Raw genomic sequence first — 21,425 nt, 5'->3', positions numbered from 1 at the left:
CGTAAGACCAGTCCCGCTTTATTTTTCCGCCTATTTGCCGATGTTGGCGAAAGTAAAACTCTATAAAATAAAGACAGTTACAAAAAGTTACTACACATTATTTTATGGAGGGAATTAAAGAGATGAGTACTGTATTGTTCGTAAAAGCAAATGACCGCGGAGATATCGCTGTCAGCGTAAAGCTGTATGACGCTTTCCTCGCTAGCTATAAAGCAAATCACCCGCAAGACACCGTAATTGAGCTGGACCTGTTCAAAGAAGAGCTGCCTTACCTGAATGCCAACCTGATCAACGGCGGCTTCAAAGCGGCGCAAGGCCTGGAGCTGACTCCTGAAGAGCAAACAGCCGTAAGCATCGCGGACAAATACCTGGATCAATTTATCGCTGCCGATAAAGTTGTATTCGGCTTCCCGCTGTGGAACTTCACGGTTCCGGCTGTACTGCACACTTACATCGACTACCTGAACCGTGCAGGCAAAACGTTCAAATATACAGCTGAAGGCCCGGTTGGTCTGCAAGGCGACAAAAAAGTTGCTTTGCTGAACGCGCGCGGCGGCGTATATTCCGAAGGTCCTTTCGCGGCAGCGGAAATGTCCCTGAACTATGTGAAAAACATCATGGGCTTCTTCGGCGTAACAAACTTCGAGACGATTATCGTTGAAGGCCATAACCAATTCAGCGACAAAGCGGAAGCGATTATTGCTGAAGGCGTTGCAAAAGCGGAGAAAGTGGCAGCAAGCTTCTAATCTCTAATTTTTGATTAGCTTGCAGTATGAATTTAAAATCCCATGTATTCCTGATTAATTGGGGATATGTGGGATTTTTGTGTCGAAATGCGACAAATTTTGACACACCTCCGATGCGGCATTACAATAATACAGGACTTTAGATGCATCTAGATGCTAGTAACGGAGAGGGTAGCGGATGAACAAACAGTTTTTTTCGGAAATGAGAAAAATCAGCCACGAGGATGAGCTTCGATCTAAGCTGCTGCTTCATGGCGTAAAAAGGATACTCGAGGAAAAGCAGGAGAAGCGAAAGCGGGGCTTGCTTGGTTTCATAAGAAGAAAAACGAACAACTTATAAAAAACGTACATACATATATGCAGTCAGGTCCTTGGCCTGGCTTATTTTTTTATCCTCCGCACACTAACCTTTTAAGCCTCTTCTTAGTATAAATGTAACTATACAAGGAAGAACAGCTGCAAAGGAGTGAGGCGTATGTTCGAGACGATACTAGTCGATATGATTCCTGCCGGCCGAAATAATCGTCCAGGCACTCCGATAAACGGCCCTTATTTTATTACCGTACACGATACGGCGAATCCCGGAAAAGGCGCGAATGCGCTTATGCACGTAAAATATTTAAAAGGCGAGGCCGCTGCGGCTTTGCCGGTATCCTGGCATTTTACCGTTGACGATACGCGGGTTGTCCAGCATTTGCCGATTACGGAGCATGGCTGGCATGCGGGTGACGGGAGCCGGGGAGAGGGGAACCAAAGCGCCATAGGAATTGAAATCTGCGAGAATGAGGATGGCAATCGCGAGGAGGCCGAAGCTCGTGCCGCAAGGCTGATCGGGGATCTGCTTTACAAGCTGAAGCTTCCGATCGTAGCCGTTGTCCAACATAACCATTGGAGCGGGAAAAACTGTCCGCATATTATACGGGCTCGGAAGAACGGCTGGGAGAACTTTCTTGACGGAGTCCGGAACCAGCTGAATGCTCATTTAGGGGAGGACGATGTTCCGATGACAGAAGCGGAAAGAAAGCAGTTCGAAGCGTTGGCAAGCCGTGTAGCCGAGCTTGAGGCTCAGCATAATATGAAGGTTCCTTCTTGGGCAAAGTCGGCGGTAGACCGGGCCGTTGAGCTGGGGCTTATCGAAGCTCCAGCGGACGGAAACTCCCGCGATTTCTTCCGGATATTGACGATTATGTACCGCAGAGGTTTATTAAAGGATTAAATATTCTAAGGCGGTAATTGATGCGCGCAAACCCCCTGGCCGGAAGCGGCCGGGGGGTTATTTCTGCTTGATGTGTTTTATGCCTCAGGAAACTTTACGGCCACTCAGCTTACGGCGCTTTTGCCTCAGTTTCGCCGTGGCTAAAGGCTTTAATTCCAGCAATTCAATAAGCTCCTCTTGCGTGAACGGCTTTTTCCTGCCCCATTGGATGACCTTGACCATATAAGGGGTCTTGGGGTTCTTCATATGGTAGAATCCGGGTATCCGCATCACTCTTGAGAGGTTTGTGATCATCGGATCGGAATCGAAGGTTTGGGCTAACGCTTTTTGAATAGGGACGAATTTGCTTATGTCTCCGCCTTGCATAACCCAGTAGATGTGATAACCGTTTTTCGTTTCGACGATCATCGTATCCTTGATGCGCTCTCCATGTTTGCTCAGAAATTGTTTTTTCAGCTCTGCTACTCTTTGTTTTGTCCGCTGGGCTAAAAGGTGATACTGCCCTTGTTTATTTTGCGTGAGCGTAATAGATTGAAGCCGTTCTGAAGGGTCGGAGAGAATGGATTCGATCTTCTGCCGGATCTGTTCTTCCGTTTTGAGACGCGCTGAAATTTTGTTGAGGTCCACATCGATGAACTGCGCTCTGATGGCTTTGAACGGACTATCCTTCGCCGATTCCCGGCCGTTAATCTCCATAAATACGGCATAGCCTTTTTTATTTAGCCACAATACGTTTACAAGCTTGTTTCTCCTTGAAAAAAGCTTGATTTGGGGAACCAGCTTTTCCAAGGAACGAAAAGGCTTGCGCAAGGTTATGGCCGGAAGCTCGGTAGCGACGCTATGGGTCCGGTTTTTGCTTTTGGCGTCATAGATTAATAAGAAATGCAATTGATCGTTTGGCTTGCAGCCAAGTTTTTCAAGGAACCGGTATGCGTGACCTGCATATAGCTGAACAGGTTTGGAAACCTTCGCTTGGGCTTGCTTCATTCAACCACGTCTCCTTGTAAGCTCTCGTAACCTGGGAGGTTCGTATCTAAACAATCATATTCTGAAAAGATGTTATTCGTGTGATAGGCCGTACCCATTTTTTATTCAAGAACCGGGTGTGAGCGCGGAGAGAGAGCTTGAGGCTGAGGAGCGGGAGCGACCGCCTTTGTTTTTGAATCTCGACAACTACAGTCAAATTCAGGAGATTCAAAAACAACAGCGGCCGAAGCCCAAGCTTTCTCGCAGTGCGACCCTACGGTTAAATATGGTTCAACCACAGTTAAACTGTATTCAAACCACGGTTCACCCTCAATCTAAAGCACAAGAGAAGCCAAAGCATCGCTCCGCGCCACCACCCGGTTCGCCTATCACAACAACCACAGTTAAATCAAGCCCATTATTGGCTCATTAGAATCAAGCGCTTTCACAACGTCCCATGCTAGAATGGAGAAAGAGATTCCTTATTTCATCAAGCATGGAGAGGGTGTAATCATGGTACGCATTGGTATCGTTGGATTAGGAAACATGGGAACGGGGCATGCCCGTTATTTGATTACAGGCGGCGTAAAAGGCGCAGAATTGACAGCAGTATCCGACGTTCGTCCGGAGCGTCTTGCAGAGGTAAAAGCGGAGTGGGGCGAGCATATCCAAGGCTTTTTGAGTCCGCAGGAAATGTTCGAATCCGGCACGGTTGACGGCGTAATTATCTGTACGCCGCATTATGACCATCCGGAGCAGGCCATCGCAGCTCTAAACGCAGGACTGCATGTATTGATTGAAAAACCAGCGGGCGTCTACACGCGTACAGTACGCGAGATGAACGAAGCCGCGGCAAAAAGCGATAAAGTATTCGGCATTATGTACAATCAGCGCACGAATCCGCTGTACGCGAAGCTGAGAGAGCTGATTGCTTCCGGCGAGCTGGGCGAGATTCGCCGCACGAACTGGATTATTACGGACTGGTACCGTTCGCAAAGCTACTATAACTCCGGCGGCTGGCGCGCAACCTGGGCCGGCGAAGGCGGCGGCGTACTGATTAACCAGGATCCGCATCAGCTGGACCTGTGGCAGTGGACAACGGGGCTTATGCCAAGACGCGTACGCGCATTTTGCCAGTTCGGCAAGCACCGCGATATCGAAGTCGAAAATGACGTTACCGCTTATGTGGAATACGAGAACGGCGCTACGGGCGTATTCGTAACTTCGACGTTTGAGTCGCCGGGTACGAACCGTTTTGAAATCTCGGGCGACCGCGGCAAGATCGTAATCGAAGATAACAAGCTGACCTTCCATCGCCTGCGCGTGCTAGAATCCGAATTTAACGAGACGTACACAGGCGGCTTTGGCCAGCCGGAATGCTGGAAATTTGAAATTCCGATCACAGGCAGCGGAGGCAGCCATCAGGAAATTACGCAAAACTGGGCGGATGCGATTAACAAAGGAACGCCGCTTGTCGCGCCGGGCGAAGAAGGCATCAAAGGCCTCATGATCTCCAACGCGATGCTGCTGTCCACTTGGACGGATAATTGGGTGGATTTGCCGATCGACGAGGATCTGTTCTATGACAAGCTTCAAGAGCAAATCGCCAAATCCGATTCGAAGAAAAACGCGAATGAGTACCGTACGCTGGACGTATCCGGTACGCACTAATCAGGAGGATTACGATGTCAAAAGCTAACGGAATGAATTACGCGCCGCAAGGAAAGCCGCGTCCTGTCGTAGAGCAAGGCGAATTTGTTTTTGCCGCGATGTCTCTTGATCACGGTCATATATACGGTATGTGCAACGGCCTCCGCGAAGCTGGCGGCACTTTGAAATGGGTGTACGATCCCGATCCGGCGAAGGTGGAAGTATTCTGCCGCGCGTATCCGGAAGTACAAATTGCCCTTTCGCAGGAGCAAATCCTACAGGATCCGGAAGTGCAGCTGGTTGCGGCGGCAGCCGTAACGAACGAGCGCGGGCCGCTTGGCGTAAAGGTGATGCGGCATGGCAAGCATTATTTTACCGACAAGGCTCCGTTCACGACGCTGGATCAACTGGCCGATGCCAAGAGAACAGCTTCCGAAACGGGCAAAAAATATTCGGTTTACTACAGCGAGCGCCTGCACGTAGAAAGCGCCGAATTTGCCGGGCAGCTTATAAAAGACGGCGCGATTGGCCGCGTTCTCCAGGTAATCGGCTTAGGGCCGCACCGCCTGAATGCGCATATGCGCCCGGAGTGGTTCTTCCAAAAGGAAAAATACGGCGGCATCCTGTGCGATATCGGCAGCCATCAGATCGAGCAGTTTCTTTATTACACGGGCGCGAAGGATGCTAAAGTTCAAGGCAGCAAGGTAGCCAATTATAATAACAAGCAGTATCCGGAGCTTGAAGATTATGGGGATGCTACTCTTATCGGCGATAACGGGGCAACCAACTACTTCCGCGTGGATTGGTTCACGCCTGACGGCCTGTCTACATGGGGTGACGGCAGAACGATGATTCTGGGCACTAACGGATACATCGAGCTCCGCAAATACGTGGATATCGCCAGAAGCAATACCGGAGATCATCTGTTCCTGGTGAACGGCGAAGGCGAGCATAAAATCGAAGTGAAGGATCAAGTTGGTTTCCCTTACTTTGGCGCTCTTATTCTTGATATCTTAAACGGCACCGATCTTGCGATGCCGCAGGAACATACCTTTAAAGCGGCTGAGCTCTGCCTCGAAGCGCAGAGACAAGCAGTCAAGGTCGAATAGTACAACTAAAAAGCGAAAGAGGGATTCCGATCATGAAGCTGTCCATCTTTACAGTAGCAACGCCGGAGCTTACTCCAGAGGAATTGGTACGCGTGGCAAGCGAGGCCGGTATTGACGGTATCGAATGGCGTTACAAGGAAGCTCCCGAGAATGCGTCTGAACAAAAGCCGTCCTTCTGGGGGAACAATCTGTGTACGCTGCTTCCTTCCGGCGGGGAAGAAATGGCGGACCGGTTCCGCGAAGCCGCTGCTGCGCAAGGCTTAAGCTCGATCAGCGTAACGCCTTATTTGACGGCAGGCGATTTGGAAGCAACGGAGGATGTTCTCCGGAAGGCAAAGCGTGTCGGCGCGCAATTCATCCGCCTAGGGGTTCCCGGCTACGACCGTTCCCGCCCATTCGGCGAATTGTTCGCATTGGCGCGTCAATACTTGAAGGATGCGGAAGGTCTATGCCGCCAATACGGAATTAAAGGTCTAGTGGAGACTCACCATCAGACGATCGCTCCAAGCGCATCGGCAGCGTACCGCCTTGTGGAAGGCCTTGATCCTTCCTTTATCGGCGTATTGTACGATCCGGGCAATATGGTACATGAAGGCTTCGAGAACTACCGGATGGGGATGGAGATTCTTGGCCCTTACCTCGCCCATGTCCATGTGAAGAACGCGGCCTTCGCAACGGACGGCACAGCCGAAGACGGAAGCGTGAAATGGAAGTCGGAATGGAGCGGCGTCAAGGAAGGCATTGTGCCATGGAAGCAGGTAATTGCGGACCTTAAAGCGGTAGGTTACGACGGCTATCTCGGCGTCGAGGATTTCAGCGGCCAATTCCCCGAGACTCAGCAAATGTTGAAGCATTTTGTAGAGTACATGCGCGAGCTTCTGCAAGCCGAGGGTTAACATGCTGGATTTGCATTACTGGTCAGACCAGCCGATCGAGCCGTTTTTTCACTCCCATATGCATTACGAGGTTTATTACTTCCATGGCGGCAAATGCAACTATCTGATCGGCGACCAGATTTATGAGCTTGCTCCAGGCGATTTGATCATTATGTACGGTATGACGCTGCATTGCGCAAAGGCGGATCCGTCGGTTGAATACATCCGGTCCATCATCCACTTTGAACCTACGCTCTTGCAGCCTTATCTCGAATTGCCGCATGCGCGGAACATTCTTCAGCCGTTTCAGCAGCTGAACAATTACCGGCTGCGGCTTCGGGGAGAGGATAAAGCGGAGGTTGAGCGGATTCTGGCCAGAATGGACGAATACCAGAAACGCGGCGATGCGGTTGGCGACAACCGCTTACGGCTTGCGTTTGTGGATCTGCTCTATATGATCCTCGATCATTGCCAGCAGCCGCTTCTTAACCGCAACAGGCAGGAATACAGCTCCGAGAAGGAAGCGACTGTGCAGCGCATTATTTCGGTGCTGGAAGAAAATTATACCGAGGACCTGAACATGGAGCGGCTGGAAGAAAGGCTTCATTTAAGCAAGTCTTATCTTTCCAAGCTGTTTAAAGAAGTGACAGGCGTGACGATCTTTCATTATATTTATACAAGAAGGATTAATGAGGCAAAAATCCTATTCTTGATGCAGCCGGAGCTGTCGGTTACGGAGGTATGCTTCCGGCTTGGCTTCAAGCATCTGGCCCATTTCAGCAGACTGTTCAAGCAATATGCCGGCATGCCGCCGGAGCAATTCCGAAAACGCGAGCAAGCACAGGATATGAGTCCAACGACATAATTCCGAAAAAGAACCTTGATAAATCAAGGTTCTTTTTCATTCGTATGTAGTTTCTTATCGTGTTTTCGGATTCGACTGCTACAGACTATAATATGTACGGTTCCTCCTTTAATCCGTATAGTGTAAAGCGCTTTCTTTTGCAGTATCATTTGAATTGAAAATTTAGAAAAGGAGGATTGCTTGGTTTAATTGTAAACGCTTAACTTTGATTTCTACCTAAGAATGAGAGGGCGCTATTTAGGATGCCAGATACATCCCCAAGGGTTTAAGACAACTCCGCAATATCCATAATGATGTGTTACCCCAAAATGTAATGATCCTTCACAACAAGCCAGAGACGCTCAAAGTAATAGATTTACCACGTGTTGTTATCCGTTTGTCGTAACAAGTTTGGTGGTACAAGAAAATCCTTGTGCCGCAAGCCTCGGCAGCTGCCGAGAGGCTACATATTTTGGGAGGGGAAGTAACACGATGAACAAGCGGTTGAAGCAGATATTGATGTTTGTGTTTGCGGTTGCATTGCTCTTGCAGCAGTTTGGGATCGTACAAAAGGCCAGTGCGGCCAGTGCGGATGGCAATTATTTTCTGAAAATTCAAACCACAGGTGGGCACCAGTGGGACGGCGCGCAAATAGACACAGGGGCAAGCGGATTAAACCTCGTTGCCGGCACAACCTATTCCTTCTCCTATGACTTATACACTCCCGATCAAGATGTGGCGGGCATTGTTCTGCAGACCAACGGAAACTACAACTGGATTAAAAGTACGGGAGCTTTACAAGCGGCAAGCCCCGGTTGGACTTCATACAGTGCGAATTATACTTACTTAGCCGCAAGCGGTGCACAGCTTCAGTTTGTTAAAGTCGGCGATAGCGGTGCTACGGATGCGAGAAATATAACTTACTACATCGACAACTTTGTTGTTAAAGACGCAACAACCGGCAATGTTGTTTATACTGCCAACTTTGACGACCAATCTACTCATGGTTTTGCACCAAATGCAAATGCTACACTGTCTACTGTTAACAGTACTGGTGCTGCAACAACACCAACTCTTAACCCGGATGTACTCTCCTTGCCAAGCATTAAGAATACGTACCCGAATTATTTGATGGGCAGCATCATCGGCCCATATTACATGCAAAAGCCAATCATGTCCGTTCTGAAAGCCCAGTTTGGCGTTGTGACGCCTGAAAACGCGACGAAGCCAGCTTCGCTGATCGGCACTAGCGCCTCTACGCATAACGTTGCGGATCTTAGCTTTAACGAAGCGGATACGGAGCTTCAGAGCGCGATCGACAATGGCCTGAAAATACACGGGCATACGCTTGTGTGGGAAGGGCAGTCGATTCCGTGGCTAAACAACGCTAGGATCTCCGACTCCGACCCGACTCCGTCCAACCCAGGTCTGACCGCGGCTGGGGCTTATGCGAACATGAACGATTATATTAACGCGGTTCTCAAGCATTTTGACGGCAAGTTCAACGCGAGCACGCAGAACATCATCTCGTGGGACGTCGTCAACGAAGCGATGGGCGGCACCGTCCGCGACAGATCTCTTAGTCCGACAGACTGGCACAGCTACCTGAAATCCACGCCGTGGCTGAAGGCGACGGATGAGAACTACGTCGAACAGGCGTTCAAGTACGCCCGCGCAGCGGAGCCGAATTACAACGTCCTGTTGTACTACAACGACTATAGCATGGACGACCAGAATAAGGCCGCGGCTGTGCGCGACATGGTGAAAGATATCAATAGCCGTTGGGCTGTAGATCACCCTGGCAAGCAGCTCATTCAGGGCGTCGGCATGCAAGAACATAACGGCCTCGGCACCAACCCTAACAATACGCGCAAGACGATCCAGATGTTCAAGGATATCGGCGTCAAAGTCTCGATCAGCGAGCTGGATATCTCCGCTGGCACGGGCGGAACGCAGACTGCCGATCAGAAAACGGCCCAAGCCGCACAGTACGCGCGGTTGATGCAAGTTTATACCGATCCCGCCTTCAAGGATACGGTGCAGCGTATCACATTCTGGGGGCTGACAGACACCAACAGCTGGTTGTCTTCCGGCAGCCCGTTGCTGTTCGACGGCAAACTGTATCCGAAAGACGCGTTTTACGCCGTGATTGACCCGGCCGGATACCTTGCGAATTACAAAGCGCCAGGGAAGCCTGCGGGCAAAACGGCAACAGCCGCGAAGGGAACTCCGAACATCGACGGCAATAAAGACGACATTTGGAATACGGCAACACCTATCAATATCAATGTAACGCAAGCAGGCAACACGAAGGCAGATACGCACATGCCGGCGGCTACCGCCCGCATGCTGTGGGACAACGGGAATCTGTACGTATTCGCACAGGTGACCAAAGATCCGTCCGAACCGTTGGACAAGGGGAACGCAAACCCTTGGGAGCAGGATTCAGTCGAAGTGGTTGTTGACCTGACGAACGGCTCCAGCGCCATGTACTCGAACGCTTCCGGGCATTACCGCGTTCGGTATGACGGCTTTGCGTCGGTAGACGCGGGCATGACGGACAATCAGGGCATTGCAACGAGGATGACCTCCGCGACGACGTACGACGAGAAGACGAACTCCTACACCGTCGAGATGCAGATTCCGTTTATCCAGATTACGCCCGCGATTGGTACTCAGATCGGCTTTGACGTTCAGGTGAACGACGCGAAAGCCGGTGCGCGCATTGGCGCGTACGCTTGGAACGACGCTACCGGAACGGCTTATCAGGATCTATTCAAGATTGGCACGTTGCAACTGGTCGCAGGGGCAGACACGGTACCTCCAGTAACCACGGATAACGCCCCAACCGGGTGGCAGACCCATCCCGTGAACGTTGTCCTCCAAGCGACCGATGAAAGCAGCGGTGTTGCTTCCACGTCCTACAGCCTGGACGGAGGAGCCTTTGCCCAAGGCAATTCCGTATCGATTTCTACGGAAGGGATTCACACTCTTCGTTACTACAGCGTGGACGGGGCTGGTAACAAGGAAGCGGTGAAGGAGAAGATTATTCAGATTGATACGACAGTCCCCGAGATCACGGTGCCTGACATCACGAAGGTTCTGATTAGTGATGCTCTGAATTATCCGATTTTGACATCCGATTCAACTAGCGGCGTGGGTTCGGTGTCCATCACCTTGGACGGAAAGCCTGCATCCAGCTTGATTAAAGCGGCGCCATTGAGTCTAACGCTAGGAGTACACTCCCTCGTAGTGACAGCTAGCGATAAGGCGGGGAATTCCGTTACGGTCACACGTCAAATTACCGTTTATATGGATACCGCGCATCTGGACTCGTTGATCCAATCCGGCATTGACAACGGCTTCATTACGAAACCGGAGCTGGTGAACAGCCTGTTAGCGAAGGTGAAGCAGGTACAAGCGGCCGGCAGCAACGCCAAGCTGGCAGGCAATGCCCTGAACGCCCTCAGCAATGAAGTGAGCGCCCAGTCTGGGAAAGGATTGAAGGCCGATTATGCGGAATTGGTACTGAGTATCCTAAAGTCTCTAGGCAGCAAGTAAGCTTATTGAGGGATTGGCACAAAACTTGGGATTAGTTATCGAAACATTCAATGATTGAAGATTACTGTTGAGTACACGACGTTTCAAGCAACGGGAGACTATAGTTAAATGAACAAGGAGCAGATTGCCACGGCAGCTGCTCCTGTTTTAATTAAGCGATTGAGCAGGATAGCCGAACAGGTTCAAGAATAAATCAATAGAAGATTATTCAATAGTTGAGCAATAGAGAGCATTTTAATTATCATGAGAATTGCTTTGCCAGGAGAGATGAAAGGGTGAGGATTCATGGAAGTAAATGTGTTAGAGCGTTTGCCAAATCCAACCATCTTAAAAAAGCTAATGAAAATCCAAGCATCACTAAATATTATTCTTTGTCAAGATGAATGGCTGCGTTACCATAGCTTTGTTCAAGATTGGGATGAAGGTGTTTGTATGGCGAGAATAGATAATGGAGCAGGTGATCATCTTATTATTTTATTTTCACCTGAAGGCTCCATAATAAAAGGCTTTGATCATGAATCTGAATTAAGCCCCTATGCGCAAGATGAACATCAAGTATTTCAAGGGATTTATGATGACGTTCCAAAGGAATTATTATCTTTACTTGAAGATGATGCAATTGAAAAAGACGATGTGACTTTTTGTATTTGGCGTAGTAACAGCGATACTAGCTGGCACAAGGGAAAAGTTGAGATTCCAAAAGGTGAAAGCGATGGTTCTGATTTTTTAATGGGCTGTATATTCCATACACCAGAGGATTTCATAGAATTTGCAACGGATTATTTTGAATTGTCACTTTCCTTAGATGTTGTTGCAAAAATTTACGATGATTTCCCCATTACGGAGGAGATGATCAATATCTTAAATCCCGACTGTGACGCAAAGGAAGTTCTTCAAGAATTAGAGTTATTACGATTAAGGAGTTAGTAAAGGTAGTTTTTATAGAAAATTGCCTCGAAATGATTCCGTATCCTCTATGTATTTTCCAAATTGCGGTGATCTTCCTCACAAGACCTACACAATTGTTATTTAAAATGAAGATAACAAAGAGATGTAGGAGGAAGCTATGAAAAAAGCAGCAATTGCACTAACAATCACCGCCGTGCTTTTAACGGCCTGCGGGCCAGGTGGTATGAAGCATTCTGGAACAATGGATCATTCCGGTTCGATGAACGACTCCGATCATGGCAATATGGATGGAATGACAATGGTTGCGGATAAAACACAAGCCGAGAACATCAAAGCGAAGTTCATGCTCTCGAATGATCAACCACAGCCTAATCAGAGTGCGACGATCACCGTTCGGATTCAAGATAAAGACGGAAATCCGGTAAACGATTTTGATGTTCAGCATGAGAAACTGATGCATATGATTATCGTTCGTAAAGATCTTTCGTATTTTAACCATATCCATCCCGACTACAAAGGGAATGGCGAGTTTACAATAACGACTCAGTTTCCAACTGCAGGGGAATATGAAATCATATCGGATATCGCTCCGACAGGTATTGGTGCAATGAGCAAGAGCGAGTGGATTACCGTACAAGGAACCGCACCGGCTGTACAGCCAATTAATCCTGACCCTACACTTACCAAAGAAGTTGACGGAAAAGAAGTAACGCTGTCTATTAACCATCTGATGGCTAATATGGAGCTGGAATTGAACTTTAACATTAAAGATGCTCAAACGAAGCAGCCCATTACGGATTTGCAGCCTTTCCTTGGAGCTGTAGGTCACGTTGTCATTCTAAATGATAAGGGCGGGGAATATCTGCATGTACACCCGGCTGAAGAAAACTCGTCGGGACCGGACGCTAAATTTATGGCGACATTCCCGCATAGTGGCGTATATAAGATCTGGGGACAGTTTCAACAGAACGGGAAAGTGTTTACTGTTGATTTTGTAATAGAAGTGCCGTAATATCTAGCAAAAAAATAGTAGAGATTCTACAGCGGGAGTACTGGTTGTGTGAGATTTCGGAGAAGGCAGCCATTACAAAGTGGTGGGAAGAAAACAAAAAACGCGCCTGAACCATAGCGGTTTTGCGCGTTTTGTCGGGACGAATATGGTGTCAAGACGGAATGTTTATAGCGATTTGTATATTGTTCAGATCGAGCTCAATTTGCTCCGGGATATGGTAAGGATGGTATAGGCCCCGCTGCATCATGTAGTTTGTTATCTTTTCATGGGAGTCTATAGCTTCGCTCAGCTGTCTCATTAAAATTTGCTTGATTTCGGGGGTGACACATTCGGTTACGGCCATGGCGTAGTTTCTGACTCCGCTCTTGGCGTTGATTAAAAAATCCATTGCGATCACATCGTCGGTCAACGTATGAAGCCCTGTCATGTGTTCTATTAGGGTGTTCATGTTTCTATCTCCTTTAAGTTAGGGTTACTTTAGACAGCACTCCACCGAGCTCCTGAAGCTGCTGCTGTGATAATTGTACGTCTTGCCGCAAAATTTGATTGAGCTCCGGGTCGGTTACCAGAGCTTGCATGGTTTTGGACTTGGTTATGCAAACCGTCTTGAACGCAGCGATTTCATGAACCTCCAGCATTTCATGCAAAGCGTAATTGGAATTCATTCGAATTGTCCTCCCAGTATTCACCCATATTCAGGGTTTTAAGATGACTTTGATGCAATTGTCCGTTCTCGTATCGAACACTTCATAGCCATGCTTGGCTTCGCTTAGCGGAATGACATGCGTAACGATATCTCCTGGGTCTACTTTGCCCGACGTAACCAGCTCGTACATATACGGCATGTAGTGAATGACCGGGGCTTGTCCGGAGCGGATATTCACGTTGCGTTGCATGATGTCGCCAAGCGGGAATCCGTTATAGCGTCCGCCGTATACCCCGGTGACTTGGATGGTCCCGCCTTTGCGGACAGCCTGAGACGCAATGATAAATGCGCTCATGGTGCCGCCTTGCAGCTTCAGACCGCTGGCTAGAAATTCGAGATCGCTCATCTTGCCGTCCATTCCTACCGCATCGATCACGACATCGGCGCCGCCTTTGGTCATTTCCTTGAGAGTGTTGCCGATATTCTTATCCTGTTCGAAGTTTACGATTTCCACATGGTTCGTTCGCTTCGCATGCTGCAAGCGGTAATCGACATAGTCAACGGCGATGACCCGCTTTGCTCCCTTCAGCCAGCAGAATTTCTGAGCCAGAAGTCCGACTGGACCGCAGCCGAGCACGATGACCGTATCTCCACTCTTGACGCCTGCGTTATCCACGCTCCAGAATGCCGTCGTCATGGCATCGGCGATCAAGCTGAGTTTTTCGTCCGGCTGCTCGCAGCTTTCGGGAATCTTGAAGTGGGTGAAATTGGCAAACGGAACTCGCAGATACTCGGCTTGCCCGCCAGGGTAACCACCGGTCGTTCCGGAGTAGCCGAAATAGGCGCCCATATCCCCGTGTTCGTTTGATTTGTCGCATTGGCTTTCCAGCTGATTCGTGCAATAAAAGCATTCTCCGCATGCGATGTTGAAAGGGATGATCACCCGGTCGCCTTTCTTTACCTTGGTCACTCCAGGGCCAACTTCTTCTACAATCCCCATTGGTTCATGCCCGATGACATAGTTTTCCTGAAGGTTAGGGATCATCCCGTGAATCAAGTGAAGATCCGATCCGCAAATGGCGGAACTGGTGATTTTTACAATCATATCGTCCGGTTTTACAATCTTCGGATCCGGCACCTCTTTGACCAAGACATTTTTAATCCCTTGATACGTTACCGCCTTCATGCTTTATGTCCTCCAATATGTTCATCTGGGGTCCGATCAAACATTCCTTTACGCGACGTATCACCCGGGAACAAATTCATCTGCCCGATCATCACCGTATTTTTCGCTGAAAGCTGGTCGAGTTGGTACTGCTCGTTCAGCTCGTAAGGATGGAACCATTTTTTGCGAATCATAAGCTCCGTGATTTCTTGGTGCAGCGCAATTCCCTGCATAAGATGATTGCGAAGAAGCGCTCTTACATCGGGAGAAGCCGTTTCCGTCAGAGCGATGGACAAATTTCGTACACCCTCCTTGGCACGGATAAGGAAGTCCGTTGCAAATGTCATATCTGCCATCTCCGGCATATTTAACGAATTAATCGGGTCTAAATAATCGGTATTCATTGGCGCTCCCCTTTAATGAGTGATAGGTGTCGGGCTATTCGGAACAGGAGCTTGGAATGGAGCTCTTGCGTAAATGGCCTGAAGCTCGGCGATTTGTTGCGTGGATAGAATGACATCCTTCTGCATTAACGCTTTCAGCTCTTGGTCAAAAACCAAGCCTTGCATAAGTTTTGACTTAGCCAGGCAGAGCGTTTTGAAGTTTAACGCTTCATGCAGTTCCATTGATTCGTGCGGCGCTAGCGTTTGCGTATCCATTAAGTAAGTATCCTCTCCTTTCTTTTTATCCGATTTAGCTTTTCCTGCGCATTAAATCTTATACAAAAATGGATGGCCGGAAATGTGAGTCCGAATATTCACATGCAGTCGTAAGAATATAAATAAAATCTCAACCGCATACTTATTTCTGTTTAAGTTAATTTGATTTTTGCTAAAGGAAGGAGGACTCACCTTGCCCAATGAAAACAAAATTGATCTAGCCACCGAGGATGCAAAAAAACCGGCTGAAGGCTCACTATACTCGAGCGGCAACACGCTGGAGCAGCATGCATCTAATGCGGTTTCCGAGGTGCAAACGGCTTTAAATCAGGCATTAAGCTCGATAAGTGATTCTAATGCGGCAACAAATTCTCAAGCATTGGAGACGGCCCGGCAGCAATTGACCCAAGCAGAGGAATTTTTAGATCAAGCGCAAACTTCGGCAAACGCATTGCGTCTGCCTGACCAACAATAAACCCGATAGCTGTGGTAGAAGGGCAGAGATGCGTTCGAAGGAACTCGATCTGCCGGATCTGCGCAACAAAAAGTAGCCTTCAATTCCACCTTAATAGTGGTTTTGAAGGCTACTTTTGAGACGGCCCCTTTTTCTTTAGGAACGTGTCGTACTGGCTGCGTTCTTTTGTTTCCGCCGTTTCCACTCGTGTCATGGTTCCGAAGTAGATCACGCAGAACGCTCGAGTCATCAGGAATGTGAGGAATATTGTAGCCCACGACCAAAACCAGTTCCAACGAACATACCGAATCAGATCGGTATACTGTAAGAGCAGAACTTCAACTATTGTCAGTACAGTAGTGAATAACACGTAATAGCCGAATTGAATCCAGCCACTCCGACGACCCGGATAATACGCGTTGAACACCGCGCATGTCATTGGATAGGCCATATATTCGTAGGTAAAGCTTGTCCGGCTAACGTCGGCAAGCTCCCTTACGGGATAGGCGAGAAGTTGGAGTTCGACCACGGCATGACCGAAAATACACGTAATATACTGTTTGAACAAAAAAGCCACCATCGCCAATCGACGTTTCTGCCGAGGGATAACGAGAATTAATAATAATGAAAGGATCCACACTGAAACGATAATGCCGTATTGCAGCAGCAAACTCATTGCTCGCTCGCTTCCTTCCTGAAAACTTTGGGGTTTCTAAAGAACGAGCTCGCTACGCCGTGGACGGATAGGAATATAATCGATAGCACGATCGCCATCAAACTCCAGTGAAAATGAACATATTCCACCAATTCGGTTTTTGCGGCTAGCATCCCGTCGATTAAGGTGAGCAGTGAAATCCAGACAGCAAAGTAAAAACACGTTGTCAATTTATTCGCACGAGGTCTATGAATGTAATACAGACCGCTGGCAACAGGCGTCCACACAACTTTGAACGTGATATTCAAATCCGATGCTTTGGGAAATTCACGTAACGGGTAGGCCACCAAATCAAAATGAACGAGCAGAACTTCTACTATCCATCCAACAGCCTGACACACAAGAAAGCACAAAACAAATTCATGAGCTTTTGCTCTTGGAACAAGAAAATAGACGGCGGTTATACACACAAACCAGACTAGCAGCAATAAATTTCGTTCCATGTCCATGGCCATAGCTTGTACAGGGAAAGAGGCTCCTATGTATTGTGTACTTCTTATATTCATAATCTTGTGGGCGGTGAACTTAGACAAAAACACCAGCAAACGTTTACTCGTTGGTCGTTATAGACACTCACATGCAGTCATATAAATAGGTGATAACAGTTCGAGCGTGTTGAGGAGGATTTTATACAAGTGATGTTACCGAGTGAAACGTATTTTGGTAAGTTGGAGGCGGTTTTTTTATTTTACGGAGCCATGCCTACAGGCGTAACTGTTTCTGAAACCGGGCGTATCTTCATTTGCTTTCCGAAATGGGGAGACGATGTTAAATTTACCGTGGCTGAAATCGTTCGCGGAACATTGCAGCCTTATCCTAGTTTAGAGGCTAATTTGGTAAGCCAATCCAATATTACAACGTCCTTCATTAGTGTCCAAAGTGTCGTTGCTGACGGAAAGGGAACACTTTGGGTACTGGATACGGGGGCTCCTAATTTCTCAGAACCCATCAAAGGCGGGGCGAAGTTAGTCGGTGTAGATTTAAATTCAAATACCATAAGAAGCGTTTATACATTTACGGAAGATGTTGTCCTGTCAACGACTTATCTGAATGATGTCCGATTCGATTTTCGTGTCGGTAAAGCCGGATACGCATATATAACGGATTCGTCTTCCCGAGGACCAGGAGCCATTATTGTCGTTGATTTAGAAACGGGCTATGCCTGGAGACGGTTAAACGGAGCAAAATCAACCTCGCCCGATCCATTTTTCTTACCGAAAGTGGAAGGTAAAATTCTGATGAATCGAAACAAAGACGGATCTACTTCACCCTTTAGATTGGCATCCGATGGTATAGCGATTTCCCCCGACGGCAAGACGTTGTTTTTTTGTCCTCTTTCGAGTCGTCATCTGTACTCGATTTCAACGGATGCCCTAAGAGACCGGACGATACCGGATATGAATTTACAGTATCACGTGAAGTATTGGGGAGAAAAAGGTGCTTCAGATGGAATGATCACCGATGCAAAAGGAAACGTTTACGCTGGAGACTATGAAAACAATAGTATTCGGAAGATATTGCCGAATGGAATAATGGAAACCATCGCGCATGATCCGAGAATTTTATGGCCGGATACTTTTTCTATTGGTCCAGATCAATACTTATATTTCATCGTGAACCAATTGCATCGGCAGGCAAGATTTCATTATGGAAATGACCTGCGGCAGAAGCCTTACAGTTTACTCCGTATGAAAATAGACGAACCACCCGCTCCTGCCTTTTAATAAAGGATTACTTTACAAAGTTGACTCTATTTGCATGTAAACCACTACGGCAGCCTGAGCTATCGGGAGACTATAGTTAAATGAACAAGGAGCAGATTGCCACGGCAGCTGCTCCTGTTATAATTAAGCGATTGAGCAGGATAGCCGAACAGGTACAAGAATAAATCAATAGAAGATTATTCAATAGTTGAGCAATAGAGAGCATTTTAATTATCATGAGAATTAGAGAAAAATGTAGATGCTGAAACCATGCTCAATCAGAGAGATTATTGAACAGCACGGGCTGGATGGACTCAAACGTGATTTTAAAGCAGATGTCCTGAGTACAATGAAATGTTATTTAGACGGTTATTTGAGCAACATAAAAGTGTAGGTGGCACAGAGGGGCGGTGCATCCTGCAAAGTTCGTTTAACTACCGGCTTTTTAGAACCATATTGATTTGTGAGATTATCATTACGCTTGAAGTTATGTTAGACTGATATTTCAAACTAGAAATGGAATACCGAGAAAAATGTATTTTGAAATGCAGAAGGGAGAAGTAATTATGGGAAGAAAACCATCATATACGGAGTCAGAACTACTGGACATAACAAAAAAGTTAGTGCTGGAGCATGGATATGATGGGTTTCATCTCAAGTTGCTTTCGCAGCATTTACCCGGCGCCAGGAGTACGATTTATCAGTATTATGCGAATAAAGAAGAAATTGTGGCTGCCTGCATGAAGCGTGTGATCTCGAGCGTCATCGAGAAGGCTTCAGCAATCGATGAGACCGATACGATGCAAGCCCTTCAGGAACTGCTTGGCATTTATGTTGACGAATCCAAGCTTCATCAGCTTTTAGGCGATGCTCATAAAATTAATACAACAAATTCTGCTGCGGCTAGTCGGGATCTAGAGGTTGTTGAGCAAGGCCATACTACGCTGAAAATTCAACTTACGCGTCTTTTTCAAAGAGCGCAACAAGAGAAAAATCTCAGAGAAGACATTCCGCTCCCGGTACTGATCGGTGGCTTTTTTAACCTCATTAACACCCCTAATATGATAAACGTCCCTAATCCCCAATGGAGCAAGCTTTTGTTTCAAATGTGGATAGGAGGAGCACAAAGGTAGGAGGCTCTTTTTTTTTAATTTGACACAAGTGTCGGATATGTTATTTAATAGGGGGGACGGAATCGGTGCAAGTGCTTGACCTATAACAAAAATGACACAAGTGTCATAAATGAAGAGTGAGGAGTGAGAGAGAGCATGTTTTTAGCTTTAAAGGAATTAATGCACAGCAAGATGAAATTTTTGATGATTGTCATTATTTTTGTCTTAGTTGCTTGGTTAGTATTCATTCTATCGGGACTTGGTAATGGGTTATCGACGCTTGCAGCGTCCACTTTCCAAAACATGAAAGCCGATTATGTCGTCTTTGAACAAGGGGCGCAGTCGACCATGGGCAAGTCCTTGTTATCCGACGAATTGGTGGCGCAAGCGGAGAAATTGCCTAATGTGACAGCTGCATCACCAATGGGCAGTACAATGGCCACCGCTATGAAAGGAAACAGCACAAAGAACGAGGATAAGGTTGATATCGCAATCTTGGGAGTTCTTCCCGGCAGCTTTCTAGAGCCGGCAGTAATTGAAGGTGTAGGGCTAGCTGCAGCGAATCCGACAGGCGTCATTGTGAACAAGACGATGAAGGATGACGGCTTTAAACTTGGGGATACATTTCAACTAGACGGTTCGACACAAGCCTTGACGATTATCGGCTTCGTCGATAACCAGACGTATAATCACCTCTCAGCCGTATTTGTTCCGATGTCCGAATGGCGGAAGATCGCGTTCGCCGCGCCGGGCTCGGATAAGGGAATTGCAGGCCCAGTTAATGCAATCATGCTGCAGGGCAAACATATCGATCCTGCTTATATTAGCAGCAAGCTCTCCAATACCGATGCCGTCACGCGCGGAGCAGCGATTCACGGCATGCCAGGGTACAAGGAAGAGAATGGATCCATTATGATGATGCTAGGCTTTTTGCTTGCGATATCCGCGTTCGTGCTCGGTGTATTCTTCTATGTCATTACGATGCAAAAGACCAATCAATTCGGTATCATGAAAGCCATCGGCGCAAGAAACGGCTTTCTCAGCAAGGCCATTGTCTCACAGGTCATTGTTCTATCGCTCACGAGTATTGTTATTGGCGTTTTGCTCACTTACGGGACTGCGGCAATCATGCCGAAGGGGATGCCGTTCAAGCTGGAAACGAGCCTCGTTATCGAGTACTCGGTCATTCTTCTCGTCATCGCAGTGCTTAGTTCACTGGTCTCGGTTCGTAAAATAACTAAAATTGATCCGTTGAAGGCGCTTGGGAGGGCAGAATAATGTCAACAGGACTGCATATCAGCAATGTTACGAAGTTTTATGCCGAGGGAAGGAACCGGATATCCGCGCTTGAAAAGGTCTCTATCTCGGTGGAGCCCGGGGAGCTTGTTGCAGTTGTCGGCCCTTCCGGGTCGGGCAAGAGTACGTTTCTTTCGATAGCGGGTGCATTGCTTAAAGCTTCAGAAGGAGAAGTCAACTTGAATGGGCATCTTCTCTCTAAGCTTTCCGAGAAAGAACTTTCAAATGTACGATTGAAGGAAATCGGCTTTATTATGCAATCGTCCAATCTGGTCCCCTATCTGAACGTCCTTGACCAATTGCTCTTAGTAAAGAAAATGTCGGGAAAGGTTAGAGCCGAGGATCGGACGTTCGCCGTTAAGTTACTCGAGGAGTTAGGACTCGGATCGAAGCTGAAGAGCTTCCCGGAGGAACTGTCAGGCGGTGAGAAGCAGCGTACGGCTATCGCGCGGGCTTTAATAAACAATCCCAACGTTATCCTGGCGGATGAGCCCACGGCCAGTCTGGATACCAAGCGTGCCCATGAGGTGGTCAGTCTGATAGCAAATGAGGTAAAGTCGCGCCGTAAAGCAGCGATTATGGTCACGCATGATGAACGCATGCTTGAATATTGCGATAAAGTGTATCGGATGGAAGATGGTAAATTGTCGTTAGCGGGAACGACAAGATTAGAGGCAACACATGTTTGAGTTTTTTCTTTTTTTTTCATTTGACAGCAGTTTCGCAAGCCATCCGAACTTTTAATCGAATCACGCATCCCAGCTCGTTTGTTGTATTGGTTAGCGGT

At 47.7% G+C, this 21,425-nt stretch carries 23 protein-coding genes; 15 read left to right on the top strand and 8 right to left on the bottom strand.

All coding sequences use genetic code 11. The features are described from left to right. Nucleotides 1-122: 122 nt before the first annotated feature. The 3 genes from WFK81_RS02715 to WFK81_RS02705 all read left to right on the top strand — a co-directional run bounded on the left by WFK81_RS02715 (nucleotide 123) and on the right by WFK81_RS02705 (nucleotide 1,962). Nucleotides 123-746, top strand: coding sequence for an FMN-dependent NADH-azoreductase (locus WFK81_RS02715; protein ID WP_336784908.1), 624 nt, complete (start codon nucleotides 123-125; stop codon nucleotides 744-746). A 178-nt stretch (nucleotides 747-924) separates the two neighbouring features. Next, nucleotides 925-1,086, top strand: coding sequence for a hypothetical protein (locus WFK81_RS02710; RefSeq protein WP_336784907.1), 162 nt, complete (start codon nucleotides 925-927; stop codon nucleotides 1,084-1,086). 135 nt (nucleotides 1,087-1,221) lie between these two features. Continuing rightward, the gene (locus tag WFK81_RS02705) at nucleotides 1,222-1,962 is read left to right on the top strand and encodes a peptidoglycan recognition protein family protein (protein ID WP_336784906.1); all 741 of its coding nucleotides are present in this window, start codon (nucleotides 1,222-1,224) and stop codon (nucleotides 1,960-1,962) included. Between the two features lie 84 nt (nucleotides 1,963-2,046). Here the strand turns inward: WFK81_RS02705 and WFK81_RS02700 are convergent, their stop codons facing one another. Then, on the bottom strand, nucleotides 2,047-2,751 hold the full coding sequence (locus tag WFK81_RS02700; RefSeq protein ID WP_336784905.1) for a DNA-primase RepB domain-containing protein: 705 nt from the start codon (nucleotides 2,749-2,751) through the stop codon (nucleotides 2,047-2,049). A 690-nt stretch (nucleotides 2,752-3,441) separates the two neighbouring features. Here WFK81_RS02700 and WFK81_RS02695 point away from each other — a divergent pair. The 7 genes from WFK81_RS02695 to WFK81_RS02665 all read left to right on the top strand — a co-directional run bounded on the left by WFK81_RS02695 (nucleotide 3,442) and on the right by WFK81_RS02665 (nucleotide 12,888). Further along, on the top strand, nucleotides 3,442-4,599 hold the full coding sequence (locus tag WFK81_RS02695; protein ID WP_442956025.1) for a Gfo/Idh/MocA family protein: 1,158 nt from the start codon (nucleotides 3,442-3,444) through the stop codon (nucleotides 4,597-4,599). A 14-nt stretch (nucleotides 4,600-4,613) separates the two neighbouring features. Beyond that, complete coding sequence (locus tag WFK81_RS02690; RefSeq protein WP_336784903.1) at nucleotides 4,614-5,687, top strand: Gfo/Idh/MocA family protein; 1,074 nt, start codon at nucleotides 4,614-4,616, stop codon at nucleotides 5,685-5,687. A 32-nt stretch (nucleotides 5,688-5,719) separates the two neighbouring features. Continuing rightward, the gene (locus WFK81_RS02685; RefSeq protein ID WP_336784902.1) at nucleotides 5,720-6,583 is read left to right on the top strand and encodes a sugar phosphate isomerase/epimerase family protein; all 864 of its coding nucleotides are present in this window, start codon (nucleotides 5,720-5,722) and stop codon (nucleotides 6,581-6,583) included. Nucleotide 6,584: 1 nt separating this feature from the next. Then, on the top strand, nucleotides 6,585-7,427 hold the full coding sequence (locus WFK81_RS02680; RefSeq protein ID WP_336784901.1) for an AraC family transcriptional regulator: 843 nt from the start codon (nucleotides 6,585-6,587) through the stop codon (nucleotides 7,425-7,427). 471 nt (nucleotides 7,428-7,898) lie between these two features. Further along, nucleotides 7,899-10,967: an endo-1,4-beta-xylanase gene (locus WFK81_RS02675; protein WP_336784900.1), complete on the top strand. Its 3,069-nt coding sequence runs from the start codon at nucleotides 7,899-7,901 to the stop codon at nucleotides 10,965-10,967. 285 nt (nucleotides 10,968-11,252) lie between these two features. Beyond that, nucleotides 11,253-11,894 carry a hypothetical protein gene (locus WFK81_RS02670; RefSeq protein ID WP_336784899.1) on the top strand — a complete coding sequence of 214 codons (642 nt, stop codon included), beginning with the start codon at nucleotides 11,253-11,255 and terminating at the stop codon, nucleotides 11,892-11,894. Between the two features lie 139 nt (nucleotides 11,895-12,033). Next, entirely contained in the window at nucleotides 12,034-12,888 is an 855-nt protein-coding gene (locus WFK81_RS02665) for a FixH family protein (RefSeq protein WP_336784898.1), read from the top strand. Nucleotides 12,889-13,039: 151 nt separating this feature from the next. Here the strand turns inward: WFK81_RS02665 and WFK81_RS02660 are convergent, their stop codons facing one another. From WFK81_RS02660 to WFK81_RS02640, 5 genes are read right to left on the bottom strand one after another with little or no spacing between them, the layout of a single operon-like run. Further along, nucleotides 13,040-13,336: a spore coat protein gene (locus WFK81_RS02660; RefSeq protein ID WP_336784897.1), complete on the bottom strand. Its 297-nt coding sequence runs from the start codon at nucleotides 13,334-13,336 to the stop codon at nucleotides 13,040-13,042. A 13-nt stretch (nucleotides 13,337-13,349) separates the two neighbouring features. Further along, nucleotides 13,350-13,553 carry a hypothetical protein gene (locus tag WFK81_RS02655; protein ID WP_336784896.1) on the bottom strand — a complete coding sequence of 68 codons (204 nt, stop codon included), beginning with the start codon at nucleotides 13,551-13,553 and terminating at the stop codon, nucleotides 13,350-13,352. A 30-nt stretch (nucleotides 13,554-13,583) separates the two neighbouring features. Beyond that, nucleotides 13,584-14,720 (bottom strand): zinc-dependent alcohol dehydrogenase, encoded by a 1,137-nt coding sequence (locus WFK81_RS02650; protein WP_336784895.1) that lies wholly within the window; start codon nucleotides 14,718-14,720, stop codon nucleotides 13,584-13,586. Then, a complete protein-coding gene (locus tag WFK81_RS02645; RefSeq protein ID WP_336784894.1) occupies nucleotides 14,717-15,103 on the bottom strand; it encodes a spore coat protein in 387 nt (128 codons plus the stop codon). The genes WFK81_RS02650 and WFK81_RS02645 overlap by 4 nt, the downstream gene beginning before the upstream one ends. A 12-nt stretch (nucleotides 15,104-15,115) precedes the next feature. After that, the gene (locus WFK81_RS02640; RefSeq protein WP_336784893.1) at nucleotides 15,116-15,358 is read right to left on the bottom strand and encodes a spore gernimation protein GerQ; all 243 of its coding nucleotides are present in this window, start codon (nucleotides 15,356-15,358) and stop codon (nucleotides 15,116-15,118) included. Nucleotides 15,359-15,551: 193 nt separating this feature from the next. On the opposite strand from WFK81_RS02640, the gene WFK81_RS02635 reads away from it, so the two are divergent. Next, the gene (locus WFK81_RS02635) at nucleotides 15,552-15,833 is read left to right on the top strand and encodes a hypothetical protein (protein ID WP_336784892.1); all 282 of its coding nucleotides are present in this window, start codon (nucleotides 15,552-15,554) and stop codon (nucleotides 15,831-15,833) included. 109 nt (nucleotides 15,834-15,942) lie between these two features. Here the strand turns inward: WFK81_RS02635 and WFK81_RS02630 are convergent, their stop codons facing one another. Together WFK81_RS02630 and WFK81_RS02625 are read right to left on the bottom strand one after the other, a co-directional pair. Next, nucleotides 15,943-16,488: a CBO0543 family protein gene (locus WFK81_RS02630; RefSeq protein WP_336784891.1), complete on the bottom strand. Its 546-nt coding sequence runs from the start codon at nucleotides 16,486-16,488 to the stop codon at nucleotides 15,943-15,945. Next, nucleotides 16,485-17,033 carry a CBO0543 family protein gene (locus tag WFK81_RS02625; RefSeq protein ID WP_336784890.1) on the bottom strand — a complete coding sequence of 183 codons (549 nt, stop codon included), beginning with the start codon at nucleotides 17,031-17,033 and terminating at the stop codon, nucleotides 16,485-16,487. The genes WFK81_RS02630 and WFK81_RS02625 overlap by 4 nt, the downstream gene beginning before the upstream one ends. A 123-nt stretch (nucleotides 17,034-17,156) precedes the next feature. Between WFK81_RS02625 and WFK81_RS02620 the strand changes: the two genes are divergently transcribed. From WFK81_RS02620 to WFK81_RS02605, 4 genes are all read left to right on the top strand, one after another. Then, entirely contained in the window at nucleotides 17,157-18,251 is a 1,095-nt protein-coding gene (locus WFK81_RS02620; protein WP_336785467.1) for an L-dopachrome tautomerase-related protein, read from the top strand. A 545-nt stretch (nucleotides 18,252-18,796) separates the two neighbouring features. Continuing rightward, nucleotides 18,797-19,363: a TetR/AcrR family transcriptional regulator gene (locus tag WFK81_RS02615; RefSeq protein ID WP_336784889.1), complete on the top strand. Its 567-nt coding sequence runs from the start codon at nucleotides 18,797-18,799 to the stop codon at nucleotides 19,361-19,363. Between the two features lie 135 nt (nucleotides 19,364-19,498). Further along, nucleotides 19,499-20,620, top strand: coding sequence for an ABC transporter permease (locus tag WFK81_RS02610; RefSeq protein WP_336784888.1), 1,122 nt, complete (start codon nucleotides 19,499-19,501; stop codon nucleotides 20,618-20,620). After that, nucleotides 20,620-21,327: an ABC transporter ATP-binding protein gene (locus WFK81_RS02605; protein WP_336784887.1), complete on the top strand. Its 708-nt coding sequence runs from the start codon at nucleotides 20,620-20,622 to the stop codon at nucleotides 21,325-21,327. The genes WFK81_RS02610 and WFK81_RS02605 overlap by 1 nt, the downstream gene beginning before the upstream one ends. The last annotated feature ends 98 nt before the right edge of the window (nucleotides 21,328-21,425 follow it).

This window comes from Paenibacillus sp. MMO-177 (assembly GCF_037147795.1).
GTDB lineage: Bacteria > Bacillota > Bacilli > Paenibacillales > Paenibacillaceae > Pristimantibacillus.
Note: the sequence above shows the minus strand (reverse complement) of the source record. Positions and strands in the feature narration are given on the sequence as shown.